Annotated in this window: 12 protein-coding genes and 1 other RNA gene; 4 read left to right on the plus strand and 9 right to left on the minus strand. The window is 65.1% G+C overall.

All coding sequences use genetic code 11. The features are described 5' to 3' along the window. Positions 1 to 61: 61 nt before the first annotated feature. From ACI2KK_RS09870 to ACI2KK_RS09910, 9 genes are all read right to left on the minus strand, one after another. Entirely contained in the window at positions 62 to 2005 is a 1944-nt protein-coding gene (locus tag ACI2KK_RS09870; RefSeq protein ID WP_404668795.1) for a hypothetical protein, read from the minus strand. 21 nt (positions 2006 to 2026) lie between these two features. Beyond that, positions 2027 to 2452, minus strand: coding sequence for a hypothetical protein (locus ACI2KK_RS09875; protein WP_404668796.1), 426 nt, complete (start codon positions 2450 to 2452; stop codon positions 2027 to 2029). Between the two features lie 117 nt (positions 2453 to 2569). Then, the gene (locus tag ACI2KK_RS09880) at positions 2570 to 3181 is read right to left on the minus strand and encodes a hypothetical protein (RefSeq protein ID WP_404668797.1); all 612 of its coding nucleotides are present in this window, start codon (positions 3179 to 3181) and stop codon (positions 2570 to 2572) included. A 1-nt stretch (position 3182) separates the two neighbouring features. Then, positions 3183 to 4229 (minus strand): N-acetylmuramidase family protein, encoded by a 1047-nt coding sequence (locus tag ACI2KK_RS09885; protein WP_404668798.1) that lies wholly within the window; start codon positions 4227 to 4229, stop codon positions 3183 to 3185. A 228-nt stretch (positions 4230 to 4457) separates the two neighbouring features. Then, positions 4458 to 4554, minus strand: an RNA gene (ffs, locus tag ACI2KK_RS09890) — signal recognition particle sRNA small type. 202 nt (positions 4555 to 4756) lie between these two features. After that, on the minus strand, positions 4757 to 7111 hold the full coding sequence (ligA, locus tag ACI2KK_RS09895; RefSeq protein WP_404668799.1) for an NAD-dependent DNA ligase LigA: 2355 nt from the start codon (positions 7109 to 7111) through the stop codon (positions 4757 to 4759). 253 nt (positions 7112 to 7364) lie between these two features. After that, positions 7365 to 8252, minus strand: coding sequence for a cell division protein ZipA (gene zipA, locus ACI2KK_RS09900; RefSeq protein ID WP_404668800.1), 888 nt, complete (start codon positions 8250 to 8252; stop codon positions 7365 to 7367). 206 nt (positions 8253 to 8458) lie between these two features. Beyond that, positions 8459 to 11947 (minus strand): chromosome segregation protein SMC, encoded by a 3489-nt coding sequence (smc, locus tag ACI2KK_RS09905; protein WP_404668801.1) that lies wholly within the window; start codon positions 11945 to 11947, stop codon positions 8459 to 8461. A 3-nt stretch (positions 11948 to 11950) separates the two neighbouring features. Beyond that, entirely contained in the window at positions 11951 to 12610 is a 660-nt protein-coding gene (locus ACI2KK_RS09910) for a GntR family transcriptional regulator (protein WP_217885860.1), read from the minus strand. Between the two features lie 258 nt (positions 12611 to 12868). On the opposite strand from ACI2KK_RS09910, the gene xdhA reads away from it, so the two are divergent. From xdhA to guaD, 4 genes are all read left to right on the plus strand, one after another. Then, positions 12869 to 14323 (plus strand): xanthine dehydrogenase small subunit, encoded by a 1455-nt coding sequence (xdhA, locus tag ACI2KK_RS09915; protein ID WP_404668802.1) that lies wholly within the window; start codon positions 12869 to 12871, stop codon positions 14321 to 14323. Beyond that, on the plus strand, positions 14316 to 16715 hold the full coding sequence (gene xdhB / locus ACI2KK_RS09920; protein ID WP_404668803.1) for a xanthine dehydrogenase molybdopterin binding subunit: 2400 nt from the start codon (positions 14316 to 14318) through the stop codon (positions 16713 to 16715). Before xdhA ends, xdhB begins: the two co-directional genes overlap by 8 nt. A gap of 132 nt (positions 16716 to 16847) precedes the next feature. Continuing rightward, positions 16848 to 17693 carry a xanthine dehydrogenase accessory protein XdhC gene (xdhC, locus tag ACI2KK_RS09925; RefSeq protein WP_404668804.1) on the plus strand — a complete coding sequence of 282 codons (846 nt, stop codon included), beginning with the start codon at positions 16848 to 16850 and terminating at the stop codon, positions 17691 to 17693. A 12-nt stretch (positions 17694 to 17705) separates the two neighbouring features. Next, the gene (gene guaD, locus ACI2KK_RS09930) at positions 17706 to 19010 is read left to right on the plus strand and encodes a guanine deaminase (RefSeq protein ID WP_404668805.1); all 1305 of its coding nucleotides are present in this window, start codon (positions 17706 to 17708) and stop codon (positions 19008 to 19010) included. Positions 19011 to 19120 lie beyond the last annotated feature (110 nt).

Raw genomic sequence — 19120 nt, forward strand, 5'->3', positions numbered from 1 at the left:
CGCGATCAACTGTAGGAGCCGGCTTGCCGGCGATGACTGCGCGCAAGCACCACAACAGCAGTCAGTACCCGTGCAACTCCCGGAACGGCTGGCCTTTGTGGTAGTCGATCCACTCCTGCACGTCATACGGCAGGTACAGCTGTCGGCGCGCCCGGGACAGGGCGATGTACACCGCGCAAATGCGTGCATCGAAGGCGTAGGCATCGCGAAACGCCTGGGTACTCATCAGCTCCGGGGTCAGCAGCACCTGATCGAACTCAAGGCCCCCGGCCTCCTGCGCCATCATCAGCGTGAGGCTGGCGCGGGTATCGCTGACCCGCGCATCCAGGCTTGTGAGGTCGGCGAACTTGTAGCCGCCCTGCAGCCGCGCCTCGACCCACAGGAACGACTCGTCGAAGCGTTCCGAATCGCGCACCTGCTGCCAGTCGGGCAAGTGGGCGAAGTACGGATGGGCATCTGCTGCATCCTGGCCGCTGGCGTAGAACGCCGCACGGAACAGCCCCAGCGCACTGGCCATGAAGCGGCGCATGTCGGGCCAGTCGGGGAACGTCAGCAGGCAGTGGCCCTCAGCCAGTTCCATGGCCCAGCGCATGGTGTCCCAGCGCGAGGCGGTGAGCACCACACAGCCTTCGGGCGGCACGAAGCCCTGGGGGTAGTGCTCGATGCCCACATCGACGCTGCGCGCCGCCTCGAACTGCACCTTGGACTTGCGCGAATGCATGCCGATCAGCGGGTTGATCAGGCGTTCGACCTTGGGGCCCGAGCGCACGGCAAAGGCCATGTCCTTGTGCCGCACCTGGCGCTCGCGCCGCACCACCTCGCCAGTGGCCTTCTGGTATTCGTCGCCCAGGGTGATCAACACCTGGCGGCCGCGCTCGATGATCTGCAGCAGCGAAGCCGGGGCGTCCTGGCTCTCGTCGATGATCACGTGGCTGAAACGCCCGGGCACGCTGCAACCGGCAAGGCTGGCACGCTTGATCAGCAGCAGCGCCTCGAAACCGGTCTGCGCCCCCCAGGCCGGGTTGGCCTCCAGGTAGCGCCACAGCCGGCTGGCGTATTCGAGCAGCGCCTGGGCATCCACCGCGCTCAGGGCCTGGCGGAAGAACGGCAGGTGGCGGTTGGCCAGGCTGTAGTCGCGGCTCTGGCAGTAGCTTTGCAGCACTTCGAGGCAGATCTCCAGAGCGTGCTCGGCGTCGTACTGGCGCAAGCCCAGGATGCCCAGCTCCTCGGCCAGCTTGCGCTTGCCCGGCACTGGCGTGCGGCTGTTGGCCGGTCGGGCATCCTTGAGCAGCACGCGGGCGAACTGGCCAAAGGTGGTGCCGACCTTGGCCTGGGCATCCAGGCCCATGCGCTGGCGCAGCGCGCCGAGCTTGGCCGGGGTGCGCGCCAGTGCCAGCACCCGGCCGCCGGGCAGGCAGTCCATCAGCGCGCCGAGCAGGTAGCTTTTGCCGATGCCGGCGTAACCCTGCACGTGGATGTCTTCGTCGAGGTTGGCGCGGATCACCTTGAGCAGCTTGTCCTGCTCGACGGTGAGCCAGCGCTCCTTGTCAAAACCGGTGACCACCTGCTGGCTGAAGGGGTTGTCGCCCTGCTGGCGGCGAATGCGGAATTCAAAGTCCCACTTGCCATCGGCCAGCAGGTACTCGCGGGCAGCCACTTCTTCGGCATCGAGAAGGCGCAGTTTGGAGCCCTTGATCACTTCCAGGCCAAAGTACAACTTGCGTGCATCGAACAGCCGGCGCGCCTCCGACAGCAGGCCCACACCAGGCGAATGGGCGCCATCAACGGCCCAGGCCAACAACTTGCCGAGCACCTTTTCTGCGGCCCGCGCATCCAACTGGCCCTGGCTCTGGGCCAGGTTCTGGATCACCAGCAGCGCGGCCAGCTCCGGTTCGCTCAGCGCGTCCAGCGCAGGCGCGCCTTCGGCCTCGAGCAGGCCCTGGCACACCTCGAGGGTGATCGGCAAAAAGACCGGGCGGGAAAAGTCGAAGTGTTCAGGCTGCATGTGGGCTCAGGGTACAAAGGTTCATTCAGGGTTGGCCGGCGGCTCGCCTACCGCCAGTTCGAAGCGGTAGGCGCCAAGCGAGCCGGCCATGTCGCCGGCGTGGCGGGCGTCGGTTTCAGGCTCGTCGAGCGCGCCGTCCAGTTCGTGCAGGGCCAGTTCCAGCAGCTTGCGCAGGTCGCGGCGGTTGGCCGCAGACACGCTCAGCTGCAGTTCAAGCGCAGCAACCACAGGCGCCGGCGCTGGCGGCACGGCTTCGGCGAGAATCTGCTCGTGCTCGTCTTCCATCTGGTCGAGCACCCGCGACAGCTCCAACACCCGCTCGGGCTGGCTGGCCATCTGGTCCTTGATTTCCAGGCGGCGCGCCTGCCACTCACGGATTTTTTGACGGGTAAGCTCGTCGACGTGTTCCACGGTCGCTGTCTCCTGGCCGAACGGACGGGTGCGCATGATAAGGCGCCACGCGGGATCGTGCTGGAATTAAAACCCTGGGAGGACGAGAGGGAAAGAGGCGGGGGTGTAAGAAAAGTCGACGGGGCCGCGGTCCGGCCCCGAAACCACGCAGGCTCAGCCTTGTGGCGGTACCAGCTTGGCGTACTGATCGGCGCGGATCCAGCCCTTGAACGAGCGGTCATCGCCGTTGACGTACTCCACCCGGGCCCAGCCATCCTTGTACTCGAGCACACCGACCACATCGTTCTTGATGATGTAGGGGCGCTTGCCGGCTTTGCTGCCCGGGGTCTTGAGCAGGTAAGCCTTGTCGGCAGCAATGCTGACCAGGCCGATCCAGGGCCGGGTGTCGATGCGCTGCAGCGGCAGCCCTTTGCCGATCATCGGCCCCAGCACACTCGAACAGCCAGGATGTTCATCGCCACGCGCCACGGTCAGCACCACGCCTTTATCGGACGCCACAATGCTGCCGGGCAGCGCCTCTGTGCGCCAGGTGGTGACCGGCGCGGGCGACGGCCCATCGATCGCCCCCTGGAAGTAGAAGGTGCAACGCCGGCTGACGCCTTCGCCCAGCTCTTCGAGGTAGTAGCCCTGGACCTGGTGGTCCGGGGTCACTGCCAGCAGCATCGCATCGTAGCGGCCAGACTTGATGGCACTGCCGGCGGCGAACAGCGGCGTCGCCACCAGTGCACCCAGTGCCAGCAGGCCTGCACAAAGAATCCGGTTCATATCAGCGCTTCCCTTCCAGTTTTTCGTAGGCTTGCTTGATCAGCACGTCGTAGTTGCCGTAGTCATCGCCGTTGTAACTTTGCGCCATGCCGGCATAGTTCTTGGCCTTGGCCGCGGGGATAAACGCAGGGGTTTTCTTGCAGTAGTTCAAAAACGCCTCGAGTTGCTTGCTGGCGTTGATTTTCATCGCCGCGACAAACTCGAACACGTTCTTGTGACCGCACTTTCCATAGTTGATCCCGAGGGTCTGGAACATACCGTAGGACGCCGACTGCAACGCCGCGTCCTGGTCCAGGGCAAAGGCGGTGGCCAGGGTATCCCAGGCCTTGTCCTGGTCCTTGTTGTTGTGCTGCCACTGCGGGCCGGCTTTTTTCTTATAGCGGTACGACAGCAGCGGGTGGGTCTGGTCGTATTTGCCGTTGGTCAGGCGCTGGAACCAGTGCCCTTCGAAGGCAATGATCGGCAGGCCGTTTGGCGCAAAACCAGAGCGGCCACCGGACTCCACCTGAGCGAAAGCCTTGATCAGGGTGGCCGGGATGCCATCGCCCAACTGGGTGGCGGCGTACTGGTAATCCGCGTCACTCAAGGTGGTGCCGCCATCGCAGGTGGATTTGAGTGCCTGCTCGCGGTTGCGCCGCTCGGCCTCGATGATCGCCCGGGCGCGCGCCAGGTAGTTGTTGACCGTGGCCTGGATCATGTCCGGGCCCTTGTTGCCGAAGGCATTGAAGAAGGTCGGCAGGCGCAGCGTGGGATGCTGCTTGACCGGCACGCGCAGGGCCTCTTCGATCAGGCTGTTGAAGGTGCGCCCGCCCGGGTCGACCACCCCGTCGGGGTGCGCGTACTTCAAATGGCGGAACTGGTACTGGGTGATGCACTGCACCAGTTGATTGTCACACCGGCCGTTTTCCTGCAATGGCAGGCCCAGCCGTGGAATGATCAGGTTGAACAGGTACTGGATGCACTGAACATCGGCAGGCACATTGCGGGCCTTGCCCGGCGAACCTACCGAAGCCGAGATAAGCTTGGGCAACCCTTTCAGGTTTTTCATTGCGTACATCCTTGTTAGTTTATGCGGCGATATCAATTTGATATCAATCCATTGCCGTAGTCACATATTGAAACATATGGCGGGCGAAAACTAACAAGGTGGTTTTGAGTTGTCCAGAGATGGACTTTGAAGTTGTGAGGCAGATACGCGAAGACACGCAAGAAGCGTGGGTGGCGCTTGGCAGGCAGGTATCGGCAGAGGTGGACCGTGGGCCCAAAATGGAGGCGGCCCCACCAGCCACACCCCGGCACTCGATGTTCCCGCTATGGCTGCTCCCTTCCGGGCCTGACCAGGTTAACGGGTAATCAATGCGGGGGGACCGGTGGGGCCACCATTACGCAGCTCGCTAGGCAGCGAGCCGCGCCATTGTACCGTTCCGTGACGAAGATACAACCGTTGGGGGAGAAAAAAGCATCATTTCTCAAGGACTTGTGCCGTGAGGGCCGGGTAAGGCCGGGGCAGGACCGTTCGGGCCTCATCGCCGGCAAGCCGGCTCCTACAGGGATTGCGTCAGCTTTTGGGCTTACCTACAGGCTGATGCCCTGCCCCGCCATGAAGGCAACGAACTGCTCCTCGTCCAGCACCTTCACACCCAGCTCGTTGGCCTTGGCCAGCTTGGAGCCAGCGCCGGGGCCGGCGACCACGCAGTGGGTCTTGCCCGACACCGAGCCGGCCACTTTCGCACCCAGGCTTTCCAGCTTCTCTTTGGCCACATCGCGGCTCATGCGCTCCAGGGTGCCGGTGAGCACCCAGGTTTGCCCGGCCAGGGGCAGGCCCTCGGCGGTTTTCTTCTCGCACGACCAGTGCATACCGAACTCGAGCAGTTGGGCTTCGATGGCGCGGGCCAGTTGCTGATTGGCCTCGACCTTGAAGAACTCGCGCACGCCTTCGGCCTGCTTGGCGGCCAGGGCCTGGCGCAGGTCGATGCCGTCGGCGGCGATGATCTTGTCCAGGGTGCCAAGCTTGTCCACCAGCTTTTCCGCACCGGTGGGGCCTACCGAGGGGATGTCGAGCTTTGCCAGCATGCCGGCCAGGGTGGTGCTGGCGGCGAACTCGGCGGCCAGATCGCCTTCATCTTGCAACTGCATGCCAGCGGCCAGCAGCGCTTTGATGACGTCCTGGTTGTGCGGGTCTTCGAAGAAGTTGTGGATCTCGTACGCCACTTCCAGGCCGATGTCCGGCAGGTAGGTAAGCACCTGCGGCAACGCCACCTGCACCCGCGCCAGGCTGCCCAGGGAGCGGGCCAGCACCTTGGCGGTCTCCTCGCCCACATCGGGAATGCCCAGGGCGTAGATGAAGCGGGCCAGGGTCGGGCGCTTGCTGGCTTCGATGGCGGCCAGCAGCTTGTTGCTGGACACCTCGGCAAAGCCTTCCAGGCCGACGATCTGCTCGAACTGCAGCTTGTACAGGTCGGCCGGCGAGCGGATCAGGCCTTCATCCACCAACTGCTCGACGCTTTTTTCGCCCAGGCCATCGATGTCCATGGCGCGGCGCGACACGTAGTGGATGATCGCCTGCTTGAGTTGCGCGGCGCAGCTCAGGCGGCCAACGCAGCGGTACACCGCGCCTTCACTGGTAGTTTCCTTGCCCTTGCTGCGCTTGACCAGCTGGGTGCGCTCGACCTGCGAGCCGCACACCGGGCAGGCACTGGGCACCTGCACCGGGCGCGCGCCCTCGGGGCGGCGGTCGAGCACCACCTGCATTACCTGCGGGATCACGTCGCCGGCACGGCGGATGATCACCGTGTCGCCGATGCGCAGGCCCAGGCGGGCGATTTCGTCCATGTTGTGCAGGGTGGCGTTGGATACGGTCACCCCGGCCACCTTCACAGGCTTGAGGCGCGCCACCGGAGTGACGGCGCCGGTGCGCCCGACCTGGAACTCGACGTCGAGCACTTCGGTGAGCTCTTCCATGGCCGGGAACTTGTGGGCAATGGCCCAGCGCGGCTCGCGGGCGCGAAAGCCCAGCTCACGCTGGGAGGCCAGGCTGTTGACCTTGAACACCACGCCGTCGATCTCGTAGGGCAGCTCGTTGCGCCGGGCGCCGATGTCGCGGTAGTAGGCCAGGCACTCTTCGATGCCGGCGGCATGGCGCAGCTCGCGGCTGATGGGCATGCCCCAGGCCTTGAGTTTTTCGAGGATGCCGATGTGGCTGTCACCGAACGGCTCGGACACCTGGCCGATGCCGTAGCAGCAGAACTCCAGCGGGCGGCTGGCGGTGATCTTCGAGTCCAGTTGGCGCAGGCTGCCGGCGGCGGCGTTGCGCGGGTTGGCGAAGGTCTTGCCGCCGGCCTCGGCCTGGGCGGCATTGAGGCGGTCGAAACCGGCCTTGCTCATGTACACCTCGCCGCGCACCTCGAGCACCGCCGGCCAGCCCTCGCCCTGCAGCTTGAGCGGGATGTTGCGCACGGTGCGCACGTTGGCGCTGATGTCCTCGCCGGTGGTGCCGTCGCCACGGGTGGCGCCCTGCACCAGCTGGCCGTCGCGGTACAGCAGGCTCACCGCCAGGCCGTCGAGCTTGGGCTCGCAGCTGTAGTCCACGGCCTCGCCTGCTGCGAACAGGTCGCCGGCGGGCAAGTCGAGGCCTTCGTTCACCCGGCGGCCGAAATCGCGCAGGTCGTCTTCTTCGAAGGCGTTGCCCAGGCTGAGCATGGGGACTTCGTGGCGTACCTGGCTGAACGCCGACAACGCCGCACCGCCCACGCGCTGGGTGGGCGAGTCGGGGGTGACCAGGTGCGGGTGCTCGGCCTCCAGGGCCTTGAGCTCGTTGAACAGCCGGTCGTATTCGGCGTCGGGCACGCTGGGCTCGTCGAGCACGTAGTAGCGGTAGTTGTGCTGGTCGAGTTCGGCGCGCAGTGCGTGGATTCGGGTTTCGGCGGTCATTTTCGGGTCTCTTGCAAGACAGGCGGGCAAGCCCTTGGCCTCGTGCTGCACCCTCAAGCAACGGGGCCGCTGTGCGGCCCATCGCGGGCAAGCCCGCTCCTACAGGGGTCGCGTATTACCTGTAGGAGCGGGCTTGCCCGCGATGGGCTGCACAGCAGCCCCGATCGATAGAGGTGACAGCACCAGCCCCTGGCTACTCACTTGCCTGAATCATCGCAGCGCGGGCCGAGGCTGGACCCGCGTGCCTGGATACTTAGCGCTTCTGGGTCAGCGCGCGGCGCTCGAACTCGACGATGCGCTGGCGGTAGTGCTCGATGGTCTGGGCGGTCAGCACGCTGCGCTGGTCATCCTTCAGTTCACCGTTGAGCTCATGGGCGAGCTTGCGGGCGGCGGCAACCATTACATCGAAGGCCTGCTTGGGGTGACGCGGGCCAGGCAGGCCGAGGAAGAAGCTCACCGCACGGGTGCTGAAATGGTCGATGTCGTCCAGGTCGAACACGCCGGGCTTGACCGCGTTGGCCATGGAGAACAGCACTTCGCCGTGGCCGGCCATGCTTTCGTGGCGGTGGAAGATGTCCATTTCGCCGAAGCGCAGGCCACTTTCCAGGATGTTCTGCAGCAGGGCCGGGCCCTTGAAACCGTTTTCGTCGCGGGAAATGACGCTGATCACCAGCACCTCTTCCACCGGCGGCAGGTCCTTGGCGGCGTTGCCAGTGGCGGCGAAACCGCTGTTGCGGCTGTTGTCGGCGGCGAAGTCCTCATCGCTGTCAGCGAACAGGTCGGGCTCGCGCTGTTCGGCGGCCAGGTTCAGGTCGCCCTGTTGCGGTTCGCTGTTGTTGCGCTTGCCGCGCTTGGGCTTGGCCGGCTTGGCTTCGCGCTCACGCTCGCGTTCACGGGCAGGGGCGCTCACCGACGGCAGGTCGGTCTCGTCCAGCTCAGGTTCTTTTTGCGTATCCAGCACGCGGGACGGGCCGAGCACCTCGGCACTGCCTTCGTCGTCCGGCACGTTGGCGTAGCTGCGGTCCAGGCGGAACTTCAGCTTGCCCTTGCCGCCACGCATGCGGCGCCAGCCATCAAAAAGAATACCGGCGATGACAATGATGCCGATGACGATCAGCCACTCGCGCAGACCGATTTCCATGTAATCCCGTGCCTCTATAAAAAATATGCTTGAAAACAAAGGCTTCAAAGGCCTTTAACACGTGGCGCCAACTCTATGTTCTGACAGGCGTTTTACCCACGCAAAAAACAAGTGACATAAAGCTAGCACGACCAAAGGCAACTTTACACCGTCTGTCGCATTTGCCAGGGGCAAATACCTGCACGATAGCGCCCGATCTGCGTGAATCACGCATCGACCATGGCCATGGCTGCCTCCACGTCAACTGCAACAAGACGTGAACAGCCTGGTTCATGCATGGTCACGCCCATCAATTGATCGGCCATTTCCATGGCAATCTTGTTATGGGTGATGTAGATGAACTGCACGGTTTCACTCATTTCCTTGACCAGGCGGGCATAACGCCCGACGTTGGCGTCGTCCAGCGGTGCGTCGACTTCGTCGAGCATGCAGAACGGCGCCGGGTTCAATTTGAAGATGGCAAACACCAGCGCCAGGGCAGTGAGTGCTTTTTCGCCGCCGGACAGCAAATGGATGGTGCTGTTCTTCTTGCCCGGCGGGCGCGCCATGATCGTCACCCCAGTATCGAGTAAATCTTCGCCCGTCAGTTCCAGATAAGCGCTGCCGCCACCGAAAACTTTTGGGAAAAGTGCCTGTAATCCGGCATTTATCTGATCAAAGGTATCCTTGAAGCGGTTGCGGGTTTCCTTGTCGATCTTGCGGATGACGTTCTCCAGGGTCTCCAGCGCTTCCACAAGGTCGGCGTTTTGCGCATCCAGATAACGCTTGCGCTCGGACTGCTGCTCATATTCTTCGATGGCCGCGAGGTTGATCGCGCCCAGGCGCTGGATACGCGCCTCGACCTGCTCAAGTTCCTGTTCAGTGCCTTGTTCGCTGGCATCAGCTTCAAGCGTGTCGAGCACGCCCTGAAGATCGTAGCCGTCGGCGAGCAATTGTTCCTGCAAGGTCTTGCGGCGCACGTCCAGGCCCTGGGATTCCAGGCGCTGCTGCTCCAGCTGGCCGCGCAGCATCTGCGCCTGCTGCTCGGCCTGGGTGCGGCGGCGTTCGGCGTCGCGCAGCTCACGGTCGGCTTCGTCCATGTGCAGGCGCGCCTGGCGCATTTCTTCGTCCACGCCCATGCGCCGCTCCAGCAGTTCTTCGAGCTTCAGGCGCAGTTCTTCGAGCGGGGCTTCGCCCTCTTCGAGGTTCAGGCTCAGTTGCTCTTGGCGCTCGCTCAGGCGCGCGGCTTGCTGCTCCAGGCGCTCCAGGGCCTGGCGAGTAGAGTCGTGCTGGGCACGCAGCGACCCCAGGCGCACGGCCAGCTGATGGGCGTGGTCCTTGTGCTGGCGGGCCTCCTGGCGCACGCGGTCGAGGCCTTCGCGCAGGGTGTCGCGGCGGGCCATCAGTTGCTCGCGCTGCTCGGTGTGCTGGGCCATCAGCTCCAGGGCTTCCTGCAGCAGCAGGCGGGCTTCGCCCAACTGCTCGTGCTCGATGGCGCGCTGTTCCTGCAGCTCGGCGAGTTCTTCCTGCAAGCGCCGGCGGCGCAGCTCGAGCTGCTCGGCACGGGCACGGCCGGCAGACAGCCGCGCCTTCAGCTCGCCATGCCGGCGGCCTTCGTCCTGGCCCTGGCGGCGCAGTTGTTCGCGTTGTTCTTCATGCTCGAGCTGCTGCTCGCGCAGGCGCTGCAACTGCTCGTCCAACTGTTCGAGCAGCGCTTGCTGTGCCAGTTGTTCCTCGCCCAGGCGCTCGATTTCCTGGCCGCGGGCCAGTACCCCACCCTGGGACTCGCCGCCGCGGCTGACCCGCAAAAAGTGCCGGCCAACCCAGTAGCCATCACGGCTGACCAGGCTCTGGCCATCAGCCAGCGAGGCACGCTGGGCCAAGGCCTGCTCCAAACTTTCTACCGGCCGCACCTGGCCCAGCCAAGGCGACAGGTCAGTACGCCCCTCGACCTTGTCCAGCAGGCTGCCGGCGATACGCGTGCCTTCGCCCGCCCCCAGCAGCAGGCGCAGTTCGCCCTGCTCCAGCTGGTTGAAATCCAGGTTGGCGAAGTCATCCAGCAGCACCGCCTGCAGGTCGGCGCCGAGTACTGTCTCGACCGCCAGCTCCCAACCGGGCTCGACCCGCAGCCCTTCGGCAAGCCGCGGGCGCTGCTCCAGCCCTTGGGCGCGCAGCCAGTCGGCGGCGCCGGCACCTGGTTCCAGGGCGGCCTGCTGCAAGGCCTCGAGGGAGGCCAGGCGGCCGCCCAGGCGTTGCAGGTCGCCTTGCTGTTGCTGCTGGGCCTGGCTTGCCTGCTGCAATTGCTCGCGCACGCCTTCCAACTGCTCGACCACCTGCTGCTCTTGCAGGTGCAGTTCTTCAAGCAGCATTTCGCTGCTGGCCAGTTGCTCGGCCAATTCAACCGTTTCGGCGTCCTGCGGGTCGGCGCCCAGTTGCTCGCCTTCTTCGCCCAGCTTGCGCTGGCGCTCGGCCAGGCGTTCCAGGCTGCTTTCCAGCTGCGCCAGGCGCGCCTGCTGCACTTCGGCCTGGCGGCGCGGCTCGGCGGAGCGGGTGTTGAAGCTGTCCCACTGCTCCTGCCAGCCATGCATGCCCAGCTCGGCTTCTTCCAGCGTGGCGGCGGCCTCTTCGGCAGCGGCGAGGGTCAGTTCCTGCTCGGGCTCGATCATCGCCAGCTCTTCGCCGAGGGTGGCCAGCAGGGTGCGGTCATGGCCCAGGTGCGATTCGGTTTCCAGGCGGGTGCGCTCGGCCTCTTTCAGGTCGTCCTGCAACTGGCGCAGGCGCTGCTGGCCATGCTGGATGCTCTGCTCCACCCGGGCGATATCGCCAGCCACCGAATAGAAGCGGCCTTGCACCTGGTTGAAGCGCTCGGACAGTTCATGGTGGCCATCGCGCAGGCGCTCGATGCTGGCATCGGCGTTGCGCTGCTCGGCCACCAGCGCCTCGAAGGCCACCTCCTGGTCGCCGATCACTGTTTCGCGCTGGCGTACGCGCTCGTCCAGGTCGCGCCAGCGCAGGGCCGACAGGCGCGCCTTGAGCTGGCGTTCCTGGGCCTTGTACTCGCGGTACTTCTCGGCGGCCTGGGCCTGGCGCTGCAAGCGTTCGAGCTGGCGCTCGAGCTCTTCGCGCAGGTCGGTCAGGCGGGCGAGGTTTTCCTGGGTGCGGCGGATGCGGTTCTCGGTCTCGCGGCGGCGCTCCTTGTACTTGGAGATGCCGGCCGCCTCTTCGATGAAGTTGCGCAGCTCCTCAGGCTTGGCCTCGATCAGCTTGCTGATCATGCCCTGCTCGATGATCGAATAGCTGCGCGGGCCCAGGCCGGTACCGAGGAAGATGTCGGTGATGTCGCGGCGCCTGCACTTGGTGCCGTTGAGGTAGTAGGTGTTCTGTGCGTCGCGGGTGACCTTGCGGCGGATCGAAATCTCGGCGTAGGCGGCGTACTCGCCCACCAGGGTGTTGTCGCTGTTGTCGAACACCAGCTCGATGCTGGCCTGGCTGACCGGCTTGCGGCTGGTGGAGCCGTTGAAGATGACGTCGGTCATCGACTCGCCACGCAGGTTTTTCGCCGAGCTTTCGCCCATCACCCAGCGCACCGCATCGATGATGTTGGACTTGCCGCAGCCGTTGGGGCCCACCACGGCGGCCATGTTGCTGGGGAAGTTTACCGTGGTGGGGTCGACGAACGACTTGAACCCGGCCAGGCGAATGCACTTGAGGCGCATCGGTCAGGCCCGCGCCATGGCCGCCAGCACCAGCTCGCAACTGCGCTGGCAATAGGCGGCGAGTACCTCGCGAATACCTGCCAGGTCGCGGGCGACCACCACTTCGAGCAGGCGCGCGAACAGGCTGAGGTAATCGTCCATGTTGGCCTGGCGCTGGTCCAGCGCCAGGTAGTAGGCGCGGCTCATGGCCGGGTGCAGGTTCTCGACGGTCTCCTGCAGGTACGGGTTGTTGGCGAACGGGTAGGCAGCGCGCATCACCGCAAAGCTGTCGGCGACGAAGGCCTCGATATCACCGCGGGCATGGGCCTGCTGCAGGCGCTGCTGGATCTCCAAAAACGGGCGCAGGTCGGCCTCGAGGCGCCAATGTTGGGCAACGGCGTTGCCCAGCAAGATGTACAGCTCACCCATCAGCGTGCACAGGCTGCGGATGTTGTGTTCGTCCAGCTCGGTCACGTGGGCGCCACGGCGCGGCAGGATCGCCACCAGGTGGCGGCGTTCGAGGATCAGCAGCGCCTCACGCACCGAGCCGCGGCTGACGTTGAGTGCCTGGGTGACCTTCTGCTCCTGGATGCGCTCGCCGGGCGCGAGTTCGCCGCGGATGATCCGCTCGGCCAGGTAGTGGGCTATCTGCTCAGAGAGGCTGTCCGGCGCCTTGAACGTCATGGTTTTCCTTCAAAATCGGGAGGCTGTGCACAAGCGCGCGATTGTAGCGCACTTGCTGCTTGCGCGAGGTGCTTTGTGTGACCGCAAGGTCAACCTTTGCGCCCGGCGCGAACTATGCTTGGGAAAAGGCACATTGCGGCGGTTCGGGCGGCACCCGGGCAAAATCCTGACCTTTGAGTCAAAAATTTATTGACCACGGGGTCAGCGGTTGCTTAGAGTCCGCCGGAACAACAATAAAACCATTGCGAGGCCTTCCCCGTGATCCAGTTTCTCGTCAACCAGGCGCTGCACAGCGAGCACGCCCTGGACCCGAACATGACGGTGCTGCAGTACCTGCGCGAGCACCTGGGCAAACCCGGCACCAAGGAAGGCTGCGCCAGCGGCGACTGCGGCGCCTGCACCGTGGTGGTGGGCGAGCGGGTCCAGGACGAACTGGGCAACGACAGCCTGCGCTACCGCAGCCTCAACTCCTGCCTGACGTTCGTATCCTCCCTGCACGGCAAGCAACTGATCAGCGTCGAAGGACTCAAGCACCAGGGCGAACTGCACAGCGTGCAAAAGGCCATGGCCGACTGCCATGGCTCGCAGTGCGGTTTTTGCACCCCGGGTTTCGTCATGTCGCTGTTCGCCCTGCAGAAGAACAGCCAGGGCCACGACCTGCACCAGGCCCAGGAAGCCCTGGCCGGCAACCTGTGCCGCTGCACCGGCTACCGGCCGATCCTCGACGCCGCCGAACAAAGCTGCGCCCGCCCCTGCCAGGACCAGTTCGACGCACAACAAGCGCAGACCCTCGCCCGCCTGAAGGCCATCGCCCCGCAGCAGACCGGCGAGCTGAACACTGGCGACAAGCGCTGCCTGGTGCCGCTGACCGTGGCCGACCTTGCCGACCTGTACAGCTCGCACCCCGAAGCGCGCCTGCTGGCCGGCGGCACCGACCTGGCCCTGGAGGTCACGCAGTTTCACAAGACCCTGCCGGTAATGATCTACGTCGGCCACGTGGCCGAGCTCAAGCGCATCGACAAGACCGCCACCCACCTGGAGATCGGCGCCGCCACCCCGCTGACCGACTGCTACGGCGCGCTCAACGCCGAATACCCCGACTTCGGCGCCCTGCTGCACCGCTTCGCCTCGCTGCAGATCCGCAACCAGGGCACCCTGGGCGGCAATATCGGCAACGCCTCGCCGATCGGCGACTCGCCGCCCCTGCTGATCGCCCTGGACGCGCAGATCGTGCTGCGCCAGGGCGAGCGCCAGCGCACCCTGGCGCTGGAAGACTACTTCATCGACTACCGCGTCACTGCACGCCAGGACAGCGAGTTCATCGAGAAAATCATCGTGCCGCGCGCCAGCAACGCCTGGACGTTCCGCGCTTACAAGGTTTCCAAGCGCCTGGACGATGACATTTCTGCAGTGTGCGCCGCCTTCAACCTGCGCCTGGAAAACGGCCTGGTCAGTGACGTGCGCCTGGCCTTCGGCGGCATGGCGGCCATCCCCAAGCGCGCCCGCGCCTGTGAAGCCGCGCTGCGCGGCAAACCCTGGACCCAGGCCAGCATCGAGCGTGCCTGCCAGGCCCTGGCCGAAGACTTCACCCCGCTCAGCGACTTCCGGGCCAGCCGCGAATACCGCCTGCTGACCGCACAGAACCTGCTGCGCAAGTACTTCATCGAACTGCAATCGCCGCACATCGAAACCCGGGTGACCGCTTATGTCTAACCATCATGCCGTCAAGAGCCAGGCCGAAATGGCCGCACTGTTCAGCCAGGACCTGACCACCGGGGTCGGCCGCAGCCTCAAGCACGACAGCGCCGACAAGCACGTGGCCGGCGAAGCGGTGTACATCGACGACCGCCTGGAATTCCCCAACCAGCTGCATGTGTATGCGCGCACCGCCGACCGCGCCCATGCGCGCATCCTGCGCATCGACACCAGCCCCTGCTACCAGTTCGAGGGGGTGCGCATCGCCATCACCCACGAGGATATCCCGGGCCTGAAAGACATAGGCCCGGTGGTGGCCGGCGACCCGCTGCTGGCCATCGACAAGGTCGAGTTCTTCGGCCAGCCGGTGCTCGCCGTGGCCGCCCGCGACCTGGACACCGCGCGCCGCGCGGCGATGGCTGCAATCGTCGAGTACGAGGACCTGGAGCCAGTGCTGGATGTGGTCGATGCGCTGCGCAAGAAGCACTTCGTGCTCGACAGCCACACCCACCAGCGCGGCGATTCGGCCGCCGCCTTGGCCTGCGCCCCGCACCGCATCCAGGGCAACCTGCATATCGGCGGCCAGGAGCACTTCTACCTCGAGACCCAGATCAGCTCGGTGATGCCCGGCGAAGACGGCGGCATGATCGTCTACTGCTCCACGCAAAACCCCACCGAGGTGCAAAAGCTGGTAGCCGAGGTGCTGGATGTCCCCATGCACAAGATCGTCGTCGACATGCGCCGCATGGGCGGTGGCTTTGGCGGCAAGGAAACCCAGGCCGCCAGCCCCGCATGCCTGTGCGCGGTGATCGCGCGCCTGACCGGCCAGCCAACCAAGATGCGCCTGCCGCGGGTGGAGGACATGATGATGACCGGCAAGCGCCACCCGTTCTACGTCGAGTACGACGTGGGCTTTGACGACACGGGCCGCCTGCATGGCATCAACTTCGACCTGGCCGGCAACTGCGGTTACTCGCCGGACTTGTCCGGCTCGATCGTCGACCGCGCCATGTTCCACTCCGACAACGCCTACTACCTGGGCGATGCCACCGTGCACGGCCACCGCTGCAAGACCAACACCGCCTCCAACACCGCCTACCGCGGCTTCGGCGGCCCACAGGGCATGGTGGCCATCGAGCAGGTGATGGACCACATCGCCCGCCACCTGGCACTGGACCCGCTGGCGGTGCGCAAGGCCAACTACTACGGCAAGACCGAGCGCAACGTCACCCACTACTACCAGACCGTCGAGCACAACATGCTCGAAGAGATGACCGCCGACCTTGAAGCCAGCAGCGACTATTTCGAGCGCCGCGAGTCGATCCGCCGCTTCAACGCCAACAGCCCGGTGCTGAAAAAAGGCCTGGCACTGACCCCGGTAAAATTCGGCATCTCGTTTACCGCCACCTTCCTCAACCAGGCCGGTGCCTTGATTCACATCTACACCGACGGCAGCATCCACCTCAACCACGGCGGCACCGAGATGGGCCAGGGCCTGAACACCAAGGTGGCGCAGGTGGTGGCGCAGGTATTCCAGGTGGACTTCAAGCGTATCCAGATCACCGCCACCAACACCGACAAGGTGCCCAACACCTCGCCGACCGCCGCCTCCAGCGGCGCCGACCTGAACGGCAAGGCAGCGCAGAACGCGGCCGAAATTCTCAAGAAGCGCCTGACCGAGTTCGCCGCCCGGCACTTCAACGTGACCGAGGAAGACGTGGAGTTTCGCAACGGCCATGTGCGCGCCCGCGACCAGATCGTCAGCTTCGAGCAACTGGTGCAGCAGGCCTACTTCGCCCAGGTGTCGCTATCGACCACAGGCTTCTACCGCACGCCGAAGATCTTCTACGACCGCAGCCAGGCGCGCGGCCGGCCGTTCTACTACTACGCCTTCGGCGCCGCCTGCGTGGAGGTGATCGTCGATACCCTGACCGGCGAGTACAAGATGCTGCGCGCCGACATCCTGCACGACGTGGGCGACTCGCTGAACCCGGCCATCGACATCGGCCAGGTAGAGGGCGGCTTCATCCAGGGCATGGGCTGGCTGACCACCGAGGAGCTGGTGTGGAACGCCAAGGGCAAGCTGATGACCAGCGGCCCGGCCAGCTACAAGATCCCGGCGGTGGCCGACATGCCCATCGACATGCGCGTGAAGCTGGTGGAAAACCGCAAGAACCCCGAGGACACGGTGTTCCACTCCAAGGCCGTGGGCGAGCCGCCGTTCATGCTCGGCATCGCCGCCTGGTGCGCGATCAAGGATGCGGTGGCGAGCATCGCCGACTACCGCGTGCAGCCGAACATCGACGCGCCGTCGACGCCGGAACGGGTGCTGTGGGGCTGCGAGCAGATGCGCAAGGCGCAGGCTGCGGCGCAACCTGCCGAGGCTGAACTGGAAACCGCCCATCCGTAATAGCGAGGAATCCCTGTGGGAGCGGGTTTACCCGCGAAGCCAGCACCGCGGTGCATGGCAAGGGCTTCGCCCTTGTTCGCGGGTGAACCCGCTCCCACAGGGTCGTGTCGATCGCCAGAGAGGATCTGAATCATGCACCAATGGATCAACGCCCTCGCCGACCATCAAGCCCGCGGCGAACCCTGCGTGCTGGTAACCATCATCGAAGAGCGCGGCTCCACCCCGCGCAATGCCGGCTCCAAGATGGTGGTCAGCGCCAGCGCGCTGTACGACACCATCGGCGGCGGCCACCTGGAGTTCAAGGCCCTGCACATCGCCCGGCAGATGCTCGAAGAACACCGCCACACCCCGCACCTGGAGCGCTTCAGCCTCGGCGCCAGCCTGGGCCAGTGCTGCGGCGGCGTCACCGTGCTGCTGTTCGAACCCATGACCGGGGTGCAGGCCGAAATCGCCGTGTTCGGCGCGGGCCATGTCGGCCGCGCTCTGGTACCCTTGCTCGCCGCCCTGCCCTGCCGGGTGCGCTGGATCGATTCGCGCGAGCAGGAGTTCCCCGAGCACATCCCTAAAGGGGTGAGCAAAATCATCAGCGAAGAGCCGGTGGACGAAATCGCCGAGCTGCCCGCCGGCAGCTACTGCATCGTCATGACCCACAACCACGCGCTCGATCTGGAACTCACCGCCGCCATTCTCAAGCGCAACGACTTCACCTGGTTCGGCCTGATCGGCTCGAAGACCAAGCGCGTCAAGTTCGAACACCGCCTGCGCGAGCGCGGCTTCGAAGATGCCCTGCTGGCGCGCATGCGCTGCCCCATGGGCCTGGCCGAGGTCAAAGGCAAGCTGCCGATCGAGATCGCCGTGTCCATTGCCGCCGAGATCATTGCCACCTACAACGCCTGCTTTGGCCAGCACGACGCTGGCGCCAATGCCGGCCCCATTGCCCAGTTGCTGCCGCCTTCCCGGCGCAGCCAAGCCCTCTGACGAGCGTATTCAATGACCGCTACACGCAAAGCCTACCGCGCCGCCATCCTGCACAGCATCGCCGACCCCGCCGAAGTGGGCCTGGAGGCGTCGCAGGAATATTACGAGGACGGCCTGCTGGTGATCGACGACGGCCGCATCAGCGCCGTCGGCCCTGCCAGCGAGCTGCTGCCCAGCCTGGCTGCCGACATCGAAGTGCTGCACTACCAGGACGCGCTGATCACCCCGGGCTTCATCGACACCCATATCCACTTCCCGCAGACCGGCATGATCGGCTCTTACGGCGAGCAGTTGCTGGACTGGCTGAACACCTACACCTTCCCCTGCGAGAAGCAGTTCGCCGACAAGGCCCACGCCGACCAGGTGGCGAAGATCTTCATCGAGGAGCTGCTGCGCAACGGCACCACCACCGCGCTGGTGTTCGGCAGCGTGCACCCCGAGTCGGTCAACGCCCTGTTCGAGCAGGCCCAGCGCCTGGACCTGCGGATGATCGCCGGCAAGGTGATGATGGATCGCAACGCCCCGGACTACCTGACCGACACTGCCGAGTCGAGCTACCGCGACAGCAAGGCGCTGATCGAGCGCTGGCACGGCAAGGGCCGCCTGCACTATGCGGTGACCCCGCGCTTCGCGCCGACCAGCACCCCGGAGCAATTGAGCGCGGCCGGTAAGTTGCTCAAGGAGCACCCGGGCGTTTACATGCACACCCACCTGTCGGAGAACCTCAAGGAAATCGACTGGGTAAAAGAGCTGTTCCCCGAGCAGAACGGCTACCTGGACGTGTACGACCACTTCGAGCTACTGGGAGAGCGCTCGGTGTTCGCCCACGGCGTGCACCTGTGCGACAGCGAATGCCAGCGCCTGGCCGAGACCGGTTCGGCCATCGCCTTCTGCCCCACCTCCAACCTGTTCCTCGGCAGCGGCCTGTTCAACCTGCCCCAGGCCGAGCGCTACAAGGTCAACGTGGGCCTGGGCACCGACGTGGGCGCCGGCACCAGCTTCTCGCTGCTGAACACGCTGAACGAGGCATACAAGGTGATGCAAATGCAAGGCGCGCGCCTGCACCCGTTCAAGTCGCTGTACCTGGCCACCCTGGGCGGCGCCCGCGCGCTGCGCCTGGACGACCGCATCGGCAGCCTGCGCCCGGGCAACGACGCCGACTTCGTGGTGCTGGACTACAAGGCCACGCCGCTGCTGGACTACCGCATACAGCAATCCAAAAGCATTGAAGAGACCCTGTTCGTGCTGACCACCCTGGGCGATGACCGCACCGTGCGCGAAACCTACGCTGCCGGGCGTTGCGTGCACAAACGCTGAACCTGCACCGCCCCCTGGACTGCCCCCCAAAAGTTGGACACCAATCCAACCCTTGGGGGATCGATGGAAAAGTACACCGAGCAATTCAAGCTCACAGCGATCACAGCTTA

It is taken from the genome of Pseudomonas sp. NPDC089406, assembly GCF_044900265.1.
Taxonomy (GTDB): Bacteria; Pseudomonadota; Gammaproteobacteria; order Pseudomonadales; family Pseudomonadaceae; genus Aquipseudomonas; species Aquipseudomonas fakonensis.